Source organism: Kribbella rubisoli (assembly GCF_004217145.1).
GTDB lineage: Bacteria > Actinomycetota > Actinomycetes > Propionibacteriales > Kribbellaceae > Kribbella > Kribbella rubisoli.
This window is the reverse complement of sequence record NZ_SHKR01000014.1, coordinates 519154-535155: the sequence shown is the minus strand read 5'-3', so window position 1 is coordinate 535155 and position 16002 is coordinate 519154. Positions and strand designations below refer to the sequence as shown.

Below are 16002 nucleotides of genomic sequence, written 5' to 3'. Positions count from 1 at the left end.
CACGTCGTCAGATGGGTGAGTCCACGAAGGGTGACGCGTAGTCCTGCACCTCACCGAGAATCGACGCGGCCGCCTCGGGGGTGAGGTCGGCGCGCTCGCGCTCTGCAACAATCATTTGTTGCAGCAGCCGGGTCTCACCCGCAGTAGCGAGCCCGGTGATCTCCGGGTGACCGTTGAGCAGCCACGCGGTGGCGGCGGTGATGTAGCGCTGCTCGTCGAACGGCCGGTACCACGTGTCGTAGGCCTTCTGCTCGCCGTCCTGCCAGTTGCGGCGGGCAATCATCTTGATCGTCATCAGCGCTGCGTCCGACGCCTTCACGGCCTCGACCAGGCCGGCGTAATCAGCGGCGTACTGCGGATCCGTCGACAGCTTGTAGTTCAACGGGGTGAGCACGCTGTCGAAATCGAACCGGCGCAGGCCCTCGGTGTGCACCGACGGCGCCTGCTCGGTGTGGCCGGTGATGCCGATCGCCCGGACCATGCCTTCGTCCTTGGCCCGGATCGCCGCTTCCAGCGATCCGCCCTTGCCGGTGACGAGATCGAGGTTCTCCATGTCGCAGACGGCGTGCATCTGAATCAGATCCAGGTGGTCTGTCTGGAGTCGCTCCAGTGAACGGTTGATCTCGCTCCAGGCCTCCTCGACCGTCCGGCGGCCGGTCTTGGTGGCGAGGAAGATGCGGTCGCGGATCTCGGGCATCCGCGGTCCGAGCCGGAGCTCGGCGTCGCCGTAGTCGGCGGCCACGTCGAAATGGTTGATGCCGGCATCCAGAGCTTCCTGGATCGAGGCATCGGCGCGGTCCTGGTCGACTCCGCCGAGCGACGCGGCGCCGTAGATCAGTACCGAGCTCTGGTGTCCGAGTCTGCCCAGTCGGCGAGTTTCCATCCTGGTCCTCCACGGGGTAGCAGGTTCACTCCGACCCTATGCCCGGAAGCGTCTTGGGCAAGCGGTTGTCCACAGGCGATTTTGACCCCCTCGCCACGGGAGAGTTTTCCACAGGCGGATCGCCGGATCGGTTACTATCTGTGATCAGTTGGTGCATTCTGTACCTAGCTGTTCGCACGGATATTCGAAACCTGTCCACGGCGTGTGGCAGGGTGTGCGCTGCCCGGTCGACCTGAACGGTCATGAGAAGGAGCTATGACGACGGTGCCGAAGGTGTCACGCTTGGCCGGTAATAGTGACGGTGAGGGTGACACTTCCCGCGAGCGGGGTAACAGTATGGCTGCGGGGAGCGATGGACCATCCGGATCCTGGGCTGAGGTCTCCCGGAGGACGGTTGCTTGCCGTATCCTCCCGGCTACTGTCCGCGTAACTGCTGTCTGAGGGGCGGGTAGGGATGAGTTGGTGGCGAACTGCATTGAATCTGCCGCCAAAAGGTGAGCATTGGTCGGACCAGCGCCGGACCAAGAAGGCGGGCAAAGGACGCCCGCAGAGCACCGCACCGGAGTGGTGGGACCACCCCGGTGGCCCGGTGTCACCGACCCCTCGCCAGGCGCAGGGCGTAGCGGCGCAATACTCCGCTCCTCAGCAACAGGGACCGCCTCCGCCCGGTGGCGTGATGGCGCCGCCCCGTCGGCCGGCGCAGCGTCCTTCAGGTCCTTCAGGTCCTCCGGACGTGCCGCATCAGGACCCGGCGCACCGCACACCCGAACGTTTGAAACAGCGTTCCCCGCACGGATCCCACGGTGCTCACGCTGCGCCGGGCCCGGCCCGGGAGGTGCTGGAGCCTGGACAGACGCCGTGGTCGACCGAGCCGGAGTCGTCGTTTTCCACGTGGGCAAGGCGATTCTTCCGCGGCCTCGTCGTCGTCGTGCTGCTGCTGGCAGCCATCAGCGGCATCCGCTCCTGGATCAGCCCGAACCGGACACCGGAGACCGTCGTCAGCGGGCAGAGCAGCTTCCCGGCCGACGAGTCCCGTGCAGTCGCGACGCGGTACGCCGTTTCGTACCTGACGTGGGACGAGGACAACCCGGACGCGCGTCCTGCGCAGATCGGTCTCGACCTCGCGGCCGGACTGGACAGTCGCGCGGGATGGAACGGTCGCGGCAAACAAACGGCTGACGTTGCCTATCCGGGTGAGGTCACGCCCGACTCCAACGGCCTGACCGCTGTGGTGGATGTCCGGGTCCGGGTGCACACGTTCGCGCGGCAGGGCAGGGGCTGGAAGGCCGGACCGATCATCTGGGAGCGCGTGTCGGTCCCGGTCGCGCGGACCGCGGCGCGCGTTGTGACCAGCGGGCCGCCGACGTTCGTGCCGGACATCCGGGCGGCGCTGCCCGACAACATGCCCCAGGCAGGGGCACCGGACGACGACTTGACCGCGGCGACGCAGAAGGACGCGGAGGCGTTCTTCGGTGCGTATGCCGAGTCGGACAACAAGGTCTCGGCAGTGACCGCGCCCGGCTCGACCATCCGCAGCCTGAACGGTGCGGTGAAGTTCGGCGCGCTCAAGGATTGGCAGGTCTACACGGGTAACGACGACGAGCGGCGGGCGACCGCGGCCGTCACCTGGGACGGGGCGGGGGACACCACCTTGGACCAGACGTACACGCTCACGTTGAGGCGTACTGTCGCCACCGACGGAGCACAACGATGGCAAGTGGCTGCCGTCGGATGATTCCAGCGACTGGCCATCGGATGACCGAGGCAACAAGGGAGACACCGCAATGATGACGCACGAACTGGCTGCGAGCGTGGTTCAGCTTGCCGTGCCCATGGCCGACCCCAACGTCCCTACGGGCGCGGACTTCAAGGACTGGGTCCTGGTCATCGCGGGGAACATCTTCATCGCGATCCTCGTGTTGCGTGCCATCGGCCACTACTTCAAGCGCGAGTGGGGCGAGCTGTTCGGCCACATCGCGGCCGGGGTGCTGGTCGGCGGGCTGATCTACGCCAACAACCAGACCATCAACGTGCTCAAGGGCTTTTGGGGATTGCTGTCCGGAGGTAATTGATGCGCGTCGGCCGTACCCTCACTCACCACTTCGAGATCGAGACCCGGCAGTACGACCTGCTCGGCATCGACCTCGGAGAAGGCGCCCGGCGCCGGATGATCATCTTCGGTGCGGTGATCATCGTGCTCTGGATCGCGTTGCTGTTCCCGTTCATCGGGGTGCCGAAGAAGCCCACGGTCAGTCTGTATGTCGTTCCGCCGTTCGTGATCACCGCGTTCGGCTGGCGGCCCGGCAAGTTCCACGAACGCCGCCGCCGGGTGACCGAGTGGGCGCTGGCCGTGCGGTACGCGTTGCGTGCACATCGCCCGATCATCGGTCTCGGCGCGCGGGCCGCCGACAAGACGGAGTACCTGCCGTGGCGTGAGCGCGTCGCGACCCGGAAGGTTGCCGACCTGGCGAAGGCCAGAGTGACGCCGGAGTGGGAACGCGAGGTCGTGGTGGAGCTCGATCCGATGGTCCGCGCGGGTGCGGACATCACCGTGAACCAGCGGGCCCGCCTGCTGGGTTCGGATCACGTACAACGGGTGAGTCGCAGGACGTCGTCAGGGAAGGGCCGCGAATGAAGATCGCTGACAAACTCCTGAACCTGGTGGGGGTCGGCCGCGAGCGCGGCCTGCCGCCACCTCGTCTTGTTGCCATCGCTGACGGCCTGCTCGTGACCGAGCGCAGCGCCGAGGCATGGTTCCTGATCTCGGTGGCCAACACGGACCTCGCCACCGAGTCCGAGCAGGACGCAGCTCTGGACGCAGCCGTCAGCGCTGCAGCGACGATCCTCGGCGACAGGCTCAGCCACCTGAAGGTGGTGTGGGGCCGTTCGACCGGTCAGGACTACATCGACTCGATGGCCGGCCATTACCGGCTGGGCGACCACGAAGCATGGGCGCAGACCCGGGCCGACCGGATCGACGAGATGCGGATGCCTGAGCGGTACGTCGCGCTCGGCGTACATCTGAGTGACCGTGACCCGCGGGCGACCGCGCAGGTGCGCGGATCGATCAGCGACGCTCTTGGTACGACGTCGTGGCGGGTCAGTGCGCGCGAGCTCGCGCACCTGGACGAGCGGGTGCGCAAGCTCGCTCGTCAGCTCGGCTCGACGGTCTGGCGCGCGCACACCGCGCCCGCCGAGGTGATCTCCTGGCTGATCAGCCGGGAGATGCATCGCGGTGCGGTCGCGGCGCCGCGGCGTGGTCTGATCACGGGTGCGTCGCTGGCTCGGCTGACGTCGGGGCGCGTGGTGCCGTACACCGATCACCTGCGGATCTACGACACGCGTGGGCAGATCGCGGCGTACACGACTGTCCTGGCCATGACCGACTTCCCCGAGGAGCTCGAGACTCCGGGGGCGGGGGAGTGGCTGCGGACGCTGTCGGAGATCAAGGCGATCGACGACGACGGTGAGGAAATCGACGTCACTGTCGAGGCGTCTGTGCGTTTCCGGGTGCTGACGAAGAAGACTGCGCGCCACCTGGTCGACGAGACCCGGAAGAGCGCGAAGGAGCAGCGCCGTTCGGCCGCGAAGGGTACGGCGGAGGAGACCGCCGACGAGATCGTGGAGACCGAGCGTGTCATGCGTGAGGTCAAGCGCGACATCAACCGCAGTGGTCTGACGCTGGTCGAGGATCACCCGCGGTTGCTGGTCAGCGCGGACACGCGTGAGGACCTGGAAGCTTATGTAGACGCGGTGATCGCGCACTACGCGGACCGTGGCATCACTGTGGCCGCCGGTGCTGACGAGCAGCGCGACCTGTGGCTGGAGTCCTTGCCGGGTGACCAGTTGCGCGTGCCGGACCTCGGGCATGTGCGGGAGTCGACTGCGTTCTTCGGATCCTGGTTCTGGGGCGGTGCGTCGATCGGTGACGCGACCGGTCCGGCTATCGGCTATCTGACCGGGTCGACGCCTGGTCTGGTGCGGTTCGACGCGGCTGCTGGTTCTGCTCTTGGTGACGCGACGACGACGCTCTTCCTGGGCCGGTCCGGTCGAGGCAAGACGACTGCGGCGATGCTGGGCGGTCTGGACTCCGCGTTTGCCGGCGCTTGGGTCCCGTTGCTGGACCTGAAGGGCGATGCCGCGGGTGTGTCGGCGGTCGCCGCTGAGTACGGCGTACCGACTGCTGTCATTGAGATCACCGCACAGTTCTCCGGCGCTGCAGACCTGCTGCGCGTGCTGCCTGTTGACGATGCGCTGCTGCAGGCGCCTTCGCAGCTGATGCTTCTGCTGCCGCCGCATCTGCGTGGTGCGGCCGAGGCTCCGGTCATGGCCGCGACCCGCGCCGAGATCCAGTCGCCTGATCCGTCCTCGTGGGGCGTCATCCAGCGGTTGTGCGCTTCCGACTCGGAGACCGTGCGTACGGTGGGCTTCGCCCTGCGCGACCTGGTCGAGACCGGTCTCGGCTCGGTCGTCGCCGGCCCGCCGTCCGGCCTCTCGTCCCTCACCACGAACCCAGGTCTCTGGGTCGTGCAGATGCCCGGCCTCACGCTGCCGTCCCCCGAGTCGGCGCCCGAGTCCTGGTCCCCGATCGAACGCGTCGGCATGGCCTGCCTCCGCGGCTGCCTCGCCTGGATGGTCCGTACGACGGGCCGCCGCGAGTTCCGCGGCCGCTCGAAGGTCGTCATCGTCCCCGAGGTCCACCTGCTGACCAAGACCCCGGACGGCGCGTCCTTCCTGGACTACATCGCCCGTGTCGGCCGTGCACTCGGCGCCTCACTCGTCCTGGACACCCAGGACCCGGCGTCGATCTTGAAGCTTCCCGGTCTGGTCGAGCAGATCACGACCCTCTTCGCCTTCAGCCTGCGTTCCCGCGAGCAGGTCGACTCGCTCCTCGAGCTCCTGGGCCGCCCGCAGACCGCGCCGTACCAAACCCTGGTCCGCGGCATCAACACCGCCGCCAACGGCAAATCCATCCGCCACGGCCACTGCATCATGCGCGACCGCTGGGACGAAGTAGCCACCGTCCAGATCGACATCCCCAGCCAGCAGGTAGCAGCCCTCCTCCGCACCACCCCCGAATCCGAACACGCCAACACCCCCACCCAACCCGCCCTCCCCGCGGCCGCCCCCGAAGACCCCTTCGCCGAAGACGACCCCCACTTCGAACCAGCCGCCACCGCCACCGCCCAATCCGAAGCCCACACCCAAGCGCCGACGTACCAGGACGCCCCATCGCACAACGGCACCTCAAACGGCAACCCGTCCTACGCCGGCCCTCCCGCCGCACCTAACGCCGGCCCTCCCGCGGCGCCTAACGGCGGCCGGCCGGCCGCGCCCAACGGTGACGCGTCCTACGGCGCTCCCGCCGTACCCAGCGACGCCACGTCCTACCGAGGCACTCCCACCGCCCCGGACGGCCACACGTCCTATAACGGCACCCTCGCCGCGCCTCAGAACGGCGTACCTGCCTCACCGAACGGCGCCGCCCCGTCCCGCCCCAAGGCCCCGCAGCACCCCGCGCCTCAGGCCCAGCAATCACCGGCCCAACCGAGCGCACCGTTCCAATCTGCATCACAGCAAGCGCAGTCAGGTCCCCCCGCCCCCGGACCGACCTACGCTCCCACGCCCTCGCCGGCAGACGAAACCCCGGTAGCCCAGCAAAACGGCCACCCACCAACCCCCAACGGCCAGGACCACGCCCTCGAAACCGGCCACCCTCATTCCAACGGCCAGGACCCCCGCCCCACCCTCCGCCACGACTCCCCGATCGGCCCCGACGAGGTCTACGACCAAGAAGCCGACGAGGCCGCCTACAACGAAGCCATGTACCCCGCCCACCCCGACGACCCCACCCCCGACCCAGACCGCCCCACCGGCAACAAGGAGCACGTCGCATGAGGTGGCCCCGCCGCCTCAGAACCGCGGCCACGGTCCTCTCGATCTCCTTCATAATCACAGCCCAGGTAGCCCTAGCCGCCGACCCAAACCAAGGCCCCACCAACCCCACCGGCTTCGCCGACCTCCTGCCCACCCCCGACCTAACCCACGGCGACACCCGAACCCTGTTCGAGCAGTACAGCCCGATGAATTACGGCTTGGATTTCGACACGGGTCTGACCGACACCTTCAACATGATCTTCAACGGGTACGCCTACATCGTCATGATGTACATCCTGGCGATAACCCGCGCGGCGATCTCTGTCGGTTGGTGGCTGTTCTCATTCACCGACGTCAAGCCACTCACCGATGCAACCGCCACAACGATCGGTGCTACAGGCACGCAACTCGTCGGATGGTTGTTACCGTCAGCTCTGGCATTCGGTGCGGTAGCTGCCTACACGCAGCGTCGGGCCACAGGCAGCGCCCTTGGCCAAATGGTTTGGGTTCTCGTTGCGGGTGTGCTGAGCGTCAGCTTCGCAGTGGCACCGGCAACTTGGTTGCGCGGAGTCGACGGTGCGCGTCAGCTCGGGGCAGGTGCAGTGATGAGCGCATCGTCAGATGCCTTAGGGCCAACGATTCAGAGTCCGATTCCGTGGCCCGAGCCGGGTTTCACCGGCACAGCTAGAGACACCTTGCTGCGAAAATCGGCCGACGCGAGTTGGCGGGGATTCGCGGTGACGCCTTGGTGCATCGCAGAGTTCGGATCGATCTCGGCGTGCGAGCGTTACGGGAAGGGCATGCTCGACGTCGGTGTCAGCGCGGACGCCCGGAAGGACTACGTCAACAAGGTAATCGTTCCTGCCGAGGGCGGCGATGACGCTCCAACTGTGAAGTGGGTCAAGGGCGACAACCCATTCGGACGTACAGCCGTCGTCATGCTTGCCGCGATCGCTGCCACACTGTTCGGGTTCCTGAACATCGCCTTGGCTTTCACGGCTCTGATGGCGTTCATTGGGGCACTGTTGCTTCTTGTCGTCGGGGTGTTCTTCGCTTGTCTTTGGATCATCCCCGGTCGTCCTCGCCAATGGGGATTGAACTGGTTCGAGGCACTTGTAGGCCTTGTCCTGCAGTCCTTCCTGGCGATGCTTGTCTTCGGAACTGCACTGACCCTTGTCACGGCTGTGTTCACGTTGACCGGCCCGTTGGGTTGGCTGCCCGTTACCGGACTGGCAATTGTCGTGTTGATCGTCGGATTCCGGCTGCGGCGTTTGCTGGATAGCCTCACGACGATGATGCGGCCTGGTGCCGGCAGCATCATGTTGGGCGGGCTTGCGCGTCGTGGCGCGATGAGTGCGGTCAAGCGGGTCATGGGTGCCCTGAGCAGTCGGGGTGCAGCGCCGGCACCTACGGAGCGGAGTCGGGATCGCATCCGGACGACGGAGCCTGCTTCTCAACGGGTCTCGTCTGTTCGGGTGTATCGGCAGGCTCCTGTGGTTGGTTCTCTGGGGCGGGGTTCGGCTGGTAGTTCGCCGCATGAGCTCACCTCGGGCATGGGTGGTCGCCGCATGGATGGAGCGGCTGGAAGCCCGAGCGGGGCCGGTCCCGGTGGTCAGCATGCGGCGGCTGCTGGTGCTGCTGGCGGAGCGGCTGGTCGACTCGCTTCCGCAGCCACACCCAGCCGTACAACCTCGGGCCTCAACCTCGCTCGCGCGCGTTCGCAATCGAAGGATGCTGACAAGCGTCCGACGATCACGGTCACAAGTGCGGGAGTCGCAGCGACGACCAACTCCTCGTCGGGAGGAGCACGTCGAGCCAGTGGTGACGCGCAGAAGGCTCGTCATTCGCGGCGGCCCATTCCGGTGCCTTCCAATGATGTCCGCTACGAGCCGCGTGCACACACGCACTCCGCGAGCCTGCGCGAAGGGCCGCCGAAGGGACAACGAGTTCGGCGGAAGGCGTCGACGTCACAGCCGCGGAGGTTCCGGGAATACTCGGCTGTCACCAAGGACGGCGTGACGGTGCACGTGCCGACGCGTAGGTGATGTCGGATGGCCCGGAAACCCAAATCGCCGCACGACCGCCGGGAAGGCGCCAGTCAGTCGCGGCATCGCGCACCTGACCCGACCGGGCCGAAAACGGACGGTCGGGAAGGTCAGCCGCGCCCTGATGCCCCTGAGGGCTGGCGCTCGCTGATGAGCAACGACTACGACTACCCGGAAGAGTTGGACGATCTCCACGGTCGCGACCGGCGCCGTGCGAAGAAGAACTGGCGTCGTGATGATCATGTGCAGCGCATGGCCTGGCTACGCAATCAGCGCCAGGCCGAACCGACGAGCCCCGCGGCCATTGTGGTCCTGGTCGTCATCCTGATCGTGGTCATCCTCGGTGTCGGCGGTGGACTGCCGCGGCTGCTGGGCGGCAAGAACAAGGACGACGGAGCCCCGATCAGCTTGCTGACACCTGGTCGCTCGGTCGTGCTCCCGACTGCGCCGTCGACCCAGTCGAACGAACCCGTCGCTCCCGCGAGCTCGGACCTCACCACTCCGCCGCCCGAGACTCAACGACCGGCAGCCGAGGCGACAGCTATGGCGACCGATGTCGTCAGCGCGTGGGCGCGAGCCTTCTACACCCGCGACCCGGCAACGGAGACGTACGCCGCACTCGTGGCGAAATGCGCGAAATACATGACCTCCGAGGTGGCGTCGAGCTTCACCGCCGCGGGAGATCCGACGTACGAAGCGCTCAAGAGCGATGGCGGTAAGTCGACGGTTCTCGCAGCTCCGGTCACTGCTCCACCTGCAAATGCGGAGGCTCCGGTCGACACTCCGAGCCGCATCACCCGCTTCGTCAAGGTCACTATCGACGTCACCGGCAAGCACGCTCAGCGGTTCGACGTACCGCTGCTCATCACGCTGGCAAACCAGAACGGTCAGTGGGTCATCAGCGACGTGTCCGGCGGTACGGGACCGTGACGGCGGAGGACTGCGATGTTCGACGAGCGTGATCTCGGTCATGGGCTCCTGTCGGTCGTCGGGCGAGGGTGGGCTGCCAAAGGTGCGGCCGCGCTGGCGGTCATCGGGGTCGCAAGCCTGCTGATGCTTGCTCCGTTCGGTGGCGGTACGACGAACCAGGCTGCTTGCCCCGTCGGACTTCCCGGCCAGGGCGGCGACCCTAAGCCCAGCGGGCCACTTCGTACGACGCAGGTCGCTTTCGCCAAACTGATCGACAGCGTCGCCGTGCAGCGAGGCCTACCGGGCAAAGCGACGCTGATCGCTTTGATGACGGCATTGGTCGAGTCAGATCTCCAGAACCTCACCTACGGCGACGCCGACTCGGTCGGTCTGTTCCAGCAGCGACCCGCGGCGGGCTGGGGGTCGCGGCTTCAGATTATGAATCCGCGGTACGCCGCCAACGCGTTCTTCGGCGGCTCCCAGGCGCCAGATCCGCCCGGACTCGTGGACATCAATGGCTGGCCCTCGATGGCGCTAGGTGATGCTGCTCAGGCAGTCCAGGTATCCGCGTTCCCTGACAGGTACGCCGTACGCGAGCAAGAGGCCCGCGAGATCGCCTCTGCAGCCGGCATCGATCTGACCAGAGCTGGGAACCCGTACGCCGGTCGCACCGGCGCGCCGGCCGGTGGGTCAGTCGTCGATGGATTGCAGGACGACGACAACTGCGGTCAGTCGGGCGGATTGACCGCAGGCAAGCCGGTCAACGGCGTCTGGCCACAGCAGAAGGCGACCGTCACAGATCCGACTGGTACCGGTGGTTTGGTGACGCCGCGTACGGCGGCCTGGGTCGCGGCGGCGCGCAAGAATCTCGGCAACTTGAGCATGAGCTGCTGGGACGCGCACGCATGGAATCCGACCAGCGACCACCCTCGCGGCCTGGCATGTGACGTCATGGTCGGCACAGACGCCAGACAGTCCGCGCCCGCTCGCGCCCGCGGCGACCAGATCGCGAACTGGGCCGTGACCACCGCCGGACAGACAGGCGTGCACTACGTGATCTGGTACGGCAAGATCTGGTCCGCCCGCCGCGGCACCTGGATCCCGTACAACGGCGGCGGCGTCTACAACCCAACCGACGCCACCGGCGGCCACTTCGACCACGTCCACGTGTCCCTGTACTGATAATGAACGGACCCAACCCGCCCAACCCCGAGGAGAAGCGTCCAATGACCGGCCCCGGTGAACCCTACGACCAGAGTGGTGGTGAGGGGTCCAGGCCCGGCCCGGTGCCGCCCTATCCCGGCGCGCGAGGCTACAACCAGCCACAGCCACAGCCTCAGTTGCCCGGTCCTGCCGGTGGACACTCTCAATCTCGGCCACGCAACTTGCCCGAGGCCTCGGCCTGGACGGCCTTGTTGTCGGCCGTTCCGTGGTTCTTCTGGAGCCTGGTTCTCGTCATTTGGATCGCAGGTGCGATCGGATTCAAGTGGGGCTGGATCGTGATCGCACTCTGGATCCTGTCCGGTGCCATGATCCTGCTGCCGTCAACCGAGGAACTGCTGGCGAAGTACCTTTTCCGACTGCGCCGACCGACGCTTGTTGAGCAGCAGAGGCTGGGCCCGGCTTGGCAGCACCTTCTCGGCCGAGCCGGTGTGCCTGATCGACGGTTCTCATTGTGGATTCAGGAGTCGGACGAGGTTAGTGCGACACCAACTCCCGGGCACACCGTCGCGGTTACGCGATGGTCGCTCTACACCCTGCCTCCGCAGCACCTGGAAGCGGCTTTGGCTCACGAGTTGAGTCACCACCTCGGCGGGCGGGCGTGGCTGAGCCTGGTCAACTTCTGGTACTCGATCCCGGCTCGATGTGGGTTGATCGTCGTACGCGCGGTCGCGCGCCTGATGAGACGCGTGCCTGCTCTTGGATGCATCATCGGCGGCTTCATGATCATGGCGTACGCCGGCATTGTGCTTGCGGCGTTCACCTTCGGCCACGGGTATATCTGGCCGATTCTCTTTCTCACTCCATTTATCGCCCCGCCCTTCCTTGCCTGGCTCAATCGCTGGCATGTCAAGGAGGCTGACCGAAAGGCGGCCATGCTCGGGTACGGCGCCACCTTGGTGCAAGTCTTGTACGGATGGCAGATGCAGCATCAACAGGACCTGGGTCGCGAGAGCAGCCGTCGAGCGCAGGTGATGTCGAGCACGCCGTCGTTGGTGGAGCGCGTGCACACACTCGAGCAAGCAGGCGGAATTCCACCCGCCGCATGGGGCTGACGTGGAGTCGATTCTGGCCTGAGGAGGCAAGAGACCGCGGCGCACGGAGTCGGATCCGAAAATGCGCCGCGGTCTCGTCGGTATCAACGGTGTTAGCGCACCTCCGCCGACAGGAGAACGATACCTGAGTCAGGTGTCGGTGCGGGTGATGGTGTGGGTGGCGTTGGGGTTTGTGAAGGTTAGGAGGTTGTGGGCTTCTGACTCGATTGATTGCCAGGCTTGGTGGGAGAGCTTGGTGGTGGGGGCTATTTGTAGGGTGGTTTGGGTTTTGGATTTGGATTGGGTCCATAGGGCTTTGGTGTAGCCGTTGTGGAGGATTGTGCCTTTGGTTAGGAGGGTTTGTAGGGGGAGGGAAGTGGGGGTAGGGGTGGGGGAGAAGCGGGTGCGGTCGGCGTGGGAGAGGAGGAGGTTGTCGTATTCGGGGAGGAAGCGGGTGGGGGGTTCGGTGTCTTCGGGTGGGAGGGGGATGTCGGGGAGGTCGTAGAGGGGGCGGTTGGAGTCGGGGGTGGTGTAGGTGCGGAGGTCCAGGCGGTCGAAGATTTCGGCCAGGTGGGTGAGACCGGACCAGGTTTGGGCGTCGGCTACGGTCGCGGGGCCGTAGGCGGCTAGGTAGCGGAGTACCAAGGCTTCTGCGGAGGGCTTGGTGGTGATGGGGGAGTTGAGCCAGAGGTCGGCGGTGGTCATGGTGGGGTTGCCGCCTTTGTTCCAGATGCCTCGGGGTGGGATCTGGATGGTGGGGAGGAGGCAGCGGACGGCGTGGGCCAGGGCGGCGGGTTCGCGGTCGGGCCAGAGTTTGGCGAGGTGCTCGCGGAGTTGGACGGCCGTAGCGGGGCTCTCGGTCATGCGGTCGATGCCGGCTTGGAGTACGGCGTCCATGTCGAGGCCCTCGAGGCGGTGCCGGCCGTAGGTGATGTTCTGGTAGATCTCGCGGTCCAGGCGGGGCTGGATGAGCGGCCGGAAGGCGAGGAAGTCGCGGCTCGAGACCAGGTGGATGGTTGCCCGCATCAACGAACCGCGGACGGCCTGGCGGTCCTCCAGGAGCTTGACGAGTTCAGCAGGCTGGAAGTCCTTCAGCCGGGTCCAGAGGCCGACGTACGGCGCGAGCGGGGCCTGGGCCTGCATGCCGGCCAGGTGCTCGATCGCTTCGAGGGCGGTGGCGTCGTGGCGTTCGAGCAGCCATTGGCGGTCGAGCGTGGCACGGTTCAGTGCCTGCAGGCTCAGCGTCGTCATGACGGGATCCTCTCCTGAGTGTTGCTCCAACGCTAGAAGAGGTAGCGGTCAGAACCTGTCCGCTTCCAAGCCCAGACCTGCCGCGAACGCGGTGAGGAGATCACGCCCTGCAGGCCACAGGTCGAGGTCGCTGTCGCTGTTGATGTGGCCCAGACGGGGCAGGGGGATGTGAGGCGTTGCCCAGGATCGGGCGAGGCGGGCCGCAGCGGTGGGGCTGCAGTAGGGGTCGTCGGTGCTGGTGACGAGGACGGTGGGAACGGGGAGGCGAGGGGCGGGGAGGGAGGCGAAGGTCGGTAGGCGGTCCGTTGGGAAGGTCTGCGCCTGCGGGTCGGGAGGCGCGACCAGGAAGGCGCCGCGGATGCGAGTGGGTGGTGGTGACTGGGTCAGCCAGTGGGACAGGGCATGGCAGCCGAGGCTGTGCGTGACGAAGACGATGTCGTCAGCCGCACTCTCGACGGCCCGCGTGATCGCGTCGGACCAATCGGTGAGGTCCGGCGCCGACCACGACGACGGCTGAATCCGCAAGGCGGACGCGAGCCACTCGCTCTCCCACCGCGACTGCCAGTGATGTACGTCGGAGCCGTCGAGGCCGGGGATGATGACGAAGGTCATGAACTCTCCTTTGCGTGTGAACGCCTGCCATCATGGAGGAGTCATCGTCGTACGGCGCCCTGAGCGGATGAAATGAAGGTCGATGAGCGAGGCAACGATTGGTTCATTGGACCCGATCGACCGGGAGATCCTGGCGATCCTGCAGACCGACGGCAGGCTGAGCGGGGCCGATATCGGGCGGAAGGTGAACCTGTCGCAGCCCGCGGTATCGGCACGGATCCAGCGCCTGGAACGATCCGGCGTCATCACCGGGTATCGCGCGGTCGTCGACCCCGCCAAGGTCGGGCTCAACATCCACGCCGTCGTACGCGTCCGGACCACACACGCGCGGATCCCTGAGTCGCTCGAGCTGTTCGCGACGTTGCAGGAGGTCGTCGCGACGTACCGGCTGACCGGTGAGGACTGCTTCCTGCTCGACGTGCACGCGCCCGACGCCGGCCGGCTCGAGCAGGTGGTCGACGCGATCGGCCGGCTGGGGCCGGTGAGCACCTCGCTGGTACTGCGTGAGTACCCGGGCAAGCCGCTCGCCCTCGGATAACAGGATTTCCCTTGCCGCCGTGAAATCCGCAGAATCACGCGGAGTTCCGCTTCCCAGCGGGCGGTACGCCGAACTAGGGTTCGACGGATCGTAGTGGTTGCGTTACGCAACAGGAACGTGGGAGGGAAGCGAATGTCGAAAAGCCGGAAGGCGCTTGTGGCCGCCACCGCAGGACTGGCGACTGTCGCGCTCGGGTTGTCGTTCACCAGCGCCGCGGGGGCCGCGCCGCAGGCGGCGACAGCCAATCCGAACGGGCTCAAGCTGATCAAGACGAAGACGTCGTTGCTCGGCAAGCACTACTGGTACCAGCAGACCTTCAAGGGCCTGCCGGTCGTCGACGGGTACTACGCCAAGCACGTCGCGAAGGACGGCACGGTGCAGATCGCGGACGGGCGGGACGCCGTACCGGCGAACCTCGATGTCAGCGCGAAGGTCGCGCCGGCGTCCGCGACGCAGACCGCGAACGCGTCGGTCACAGCGCAGGCGGCCCGGTCGCGAGCGGCCGGGCCGAACAAGAGCTTCGCGAAGCAGCCGGACGCGACCAGCGGCGCCGCTCAACTCGCGGTTGTCGGCGGACCGGACGCCCGCCTGGTCTGGACCGTCACCAGCCGGTCGACCGAAGGCGTCAGCCAGTCGCTCGTCGACGCGAAGACCGGCAGTGTGGTCGCGTCGAAGGTCATCAGCGACAACGTCGACGGCCGCGGCTCGGTCTTCGACCCGAACCCGGTGGTCAGCACGCAGAACGAGAAGCTGACCGACATGAACGACAAGAACCAGGACGCGCTGTTCCTGGCGCAGAAGAACGTGGTCCTGCGCAACCTGGACGGTTCCGGGAAGCTCAACGGCGCCTTCGTCAACATCAAGGAAGGCAACGGCGGCCTCGCGCAGAACAAGAACAACACATTCGTCTACCAGCGCGCGAACAACAAGTTCGAACAGGTGATGGTGTACTACCACATCAACCAGGCGCAGGAGTACATCCAGTCGCTCGGGTTCAAGGACGCGAACAACGAGTCCCAGGACTTCTCGGTCGACACGATCCGCGACGACAACTCGTTCTACGACCCGTCGACGGACATGATCACCACCGGCGACGGCGGGGTCGACGACGCCGAGGACGCCGAGGTCATCTGGCACGAGTACGGTCACGCCATCCAGGACGACATCGTCCCGGGATTCGGCGAGTCCGAGCAGGGCGGTGCGATCGGTGAGGGCTTCGGCGACTACTGGGCCGTCACCATGTCGGTCCCGGTCAGCAAGGGCTTCAACCTGCCGTGCGTGATGGACTGGGACGCCACGTCGTACACGAGCGACGAGCCGCACTGCCTGCGTCGTACCGACACCGGCAAGACCACCGACGACATCGACGGTGAGGTGCACGACGACGGCGAGATCTGGTCGAACGCGCTGTGGGACATCCACCAGGCGCTCGGCCGGACCAAGGCGAACAAGCTGATCCTCGAGGCCACGTACTTCTACGACCCCGACACCTCGTTCGCCGCCGCGGCCCAGGACACCGTCCAGGCTGCCCGGCTGCTGTACGGCAAGGCCGCCGCGCAAACGGTGACCGACGCCTTCAAGGCCCGCAAGATCCTGAAGTAGCGGCTGCAGGTCGTGCGCCCACCACTACTG

The 16002-nt window shown here is 66.5% G+C and carries 13 protein-coding genes; 10 read left to right on the top strand and 3 right to left on the bottom strand.

Features of this window, described 5'->3' with window-relative positions; all coding sequences use genetic code 11:
• Positions 1-7: 7 nt before the first annotated feature.
• The gene (locus EV645_RS28055) at positions 8-883 is read right to left on the bottom strand and encodes an aldo/keto reductase (RefSeq protein ID WP_130447000.1); all 876 of its coding nucleotides are present in this window, start codon (positions 881-883) and stop codon (positions 8-10) included.
• 835 nt (positions 884-1718) lie between these two features.
• Here EV645_RS28055 and EV645_RS28050 point away from each other — a divergent pair.
• The 8 genes from EV645_RS28050 to EV645_RS28015 all read left to right on the top strand — a co-directional run bounded on the left by EV645_RS28050 (position 1719) and on the right by EV645_RS28015 (position 11990).
• On the top strand, positions 1719-2618 hold the full coding sequence (locus EV645_RS28050; RefSeq protein ID WP_157997168.1) for a conjugal transfer protein: 900 nt from the start codon (positions 1719-1721) through the stop codon (positions 2616-2618).
• Between the two features lie 49 nt (positions 2619-2667).
• Complete coding sequence (locus EV645_RS28045) at positions 2668-2955, top strand: hypothetical protein (protein WP_130446998.1); 288 nt, start codon at positions 2668-2670, stop codon at positions 2953-2955.
• Positions 2955-3518 (top strand): hypothetical protein, encoded by a 564-nt coding sequence (locus EV645_RS28040; RefSeq protein ID WP_130446997.1) that lies wholly within the window; start codon positions 2955-2957, stop codon positions 3516-3518. The genes EV645_RS28045 and EV645_RS28040 overlap by 1 nt, the downstream gene beginning before the upstream one ends.
• Positions 3515-6781: an ATP-binding protein gene (locus EV645_RS28035; RefSeq protein ID WP_130446996.1), complete on the top strand. Its 3267-nt coding sequence runs from the start codon at positions 3515-3517 to the stop codon at positions 6779-6781. Before EV645_RS28040 ends, EV645_RS28035 begins: the two co-directional genes overlap by 4 nt.
• Positions 6778-8805, top strand: a complete 2028-nt coding sequence (locus tag EV645_RS28030) for an ABC transporter permease (protein WP_130446995.1) — start codon at positions 6778-6780, stop codon at positions 8803-8805. The genes EV645_RS28035 and EV645_RS28030 overlap by 4 nt, the downstream gene beginning before the upstream one ends.
• A 150-nt stretch (positions 8806-8955) precedes the next feature.
• Positions 8956-9735 carry a hypothetical protein gene (locus EV645_RS28025; RefSeq protein WP_130446994.1) on the top strand — a complete coding sequence of 260 codons (780 nt, stop codon included), beginning with the start codon at positions 8956-8958 and terminating at the stop codon, positions 9733-9735.
• Positions 9736-9750: 15 nt separating this feature from the next.
• Entirely contained in the window at positions 9751-10896 is a 1146-nt protein-coding gene (locus EV645_RS28020) for a VldE C-terminal domain-containing protein (protein ID WP_130446993.1), read from the top strand.
• A gap of 44 nt (positions 10897-10940) precedes the next feature.
• Positions 10941-11990: a M48 family metalloprotease gene (locus tag EV645_RS28015; RefSeq protein ID WP_157997167.1), complete on the top strand. Its 1050-nt coding sequence runs from the start codon at positions 10941-10943 to the stop codon at positions 11988-11990.
• A 129-nt stretch (positions 11991-12119) separates the two neighbouring features.
• Here EV645_RS28015 and EV645_RS28010 read toward each other — a convergent pair whose 3' ends face one another.
• Together EV645_RS28010 and EV645_RS28005 are read right to left on the bottom strand one after the other, a co-directional pair.
• Positions 12120-13220, bottom strand: coding sequence for a winged helix DNA-binding domain-containing protein (locus tag EV645_RS28010; RefSeq protein ID WP_130446991.1), 1101 nt, complete (start codon positions 13218-13220; stop codon positions 12120-12122).
• Between the two features lie 48 nt (positions 13221-13268).
• Entirely contained in the window at positions 13269-13832 is a 564-nt protein-coding gene (locus EV645_RS28005; RefSeq protein WP_130446990.1) for an RBBP9/YdeN family alpha/beta hydrolase, read from the bottom strand.
• Between the two features lie 82 nt (positions 13833-13914).
• Between EV645_RS28005 and EV645_RS28000 the strand changes: the two genes are divergently transcribed.
• Together EV645_RS28000 and EV645_RS27995 are read left to right on the top strand one after the other, a co-directional pair.
• The gene (locus EV645_RS28000) at positions 13915-14370 is read left to right on the top strand and encodes an Lrp/AsnC family transcriptional regulator (protein WP_198681889.1); all 456 of its coding nucleotides are present in this window, start codon (positions 13915-13917) and stop codon (positions 14368-14370) included.
• Between the two features lie 132 nt (positions 14371-14502).
• Complete coding sequence (locus tag EV645_RS27995; protein WP_130446989.1) at positions 14503-15972, top strand: M4 family metallopeptidase; 1470 nt, start codon at positions 14503-14505, stop codon at positions 15970-15972.
• Positions 15973-16002: the final 30 nt, after the last annotated feature.

Bases quoted from the DNA above. Each gene is read 5' to 3' on its own strand.
- EV645_RS28055 (WP_130447000.1), bottom strand. From the start codon at position 883: ATGGAAACTCGCCGACTGGGCAGACTCGGACACCAGAGCTCGGTACTG.
- EV645_RS28045 (WP_130446998.1), top strand. From the start codon at position 2,668: ATGATGACGCACGAACTGGCTGCGAGCGTGGTTCAGCTTGCCGTGCCC.
- EV645_RS28040 (WP_130446997.1), top strand. From the start codon at position 2,955: ATGCGCGTCGGCCGTACCCTCACTCACCACTTCGAGATCGAGACCCGG.
- EV645_RS28035 (WP_130446996.1), top strand. From the start codon at position 3,515: ATGAAGATCGCTGACAAACTCCTGAACCTGGTGGGGGTCGGCCGCGAG.
- EV645_RS28030 (WP_130446995.1), top strand. From the start codon at position 6,778: ATGAGGTGGCCCCGCCGCCTCAGAACCGCGGCCACGGTCCTCTCGATC.
- EV645_RS28025 (WP_130446994.1), top strand. From the start codon at position 8,956: ATGAGCAACGACTACGACTACCCGGAAGAGTTGGACGATCTCCACGGT.
- EV645_RS28020 (WP_130446993.1), top strand. From the start codon at position 9,751: ATGTTCGACGAGCGTGATCTCGGTCATGGGCTCCTGTCGGTCGTCGGG.
- EV645_RS28015 (WP_157997167.1), top strand. From the start codon at position 10,941: ATGACCGGCCCCGGTGAACCCTACGACCAGAGTGGTGGTGAGGGGTCC.
- EV645_RS28010 (WP_130446991.1), bottom strand. From the start codon at position 13,220: ATGACGACGCTGAGCCTGCAGGCACTGAACCGTGCCACGCTCGACCGC.
- EV645_RS28005 (WP_130446990.1), bottom strand. From the start codon at position 13,832: ATGACCTTCGTCATCATCCCCGGCCTCGACGGCTCCGACGTACATCAC.
- EV645_RS28000 (WP_198681889.1), top strand. From the start codon at position 13,915: ATGAGCGAGGCAACGATTGGTTCATTGGACCCGATCGACCGGGAGATC.
- EV645_RS27995 (WP_130446989.1), top strand. From the start codon at position 14,503: ATGTCGAAAAGCCGGAAGGCGCTTGTGGCCGCCACCGCAGGACTGGCG.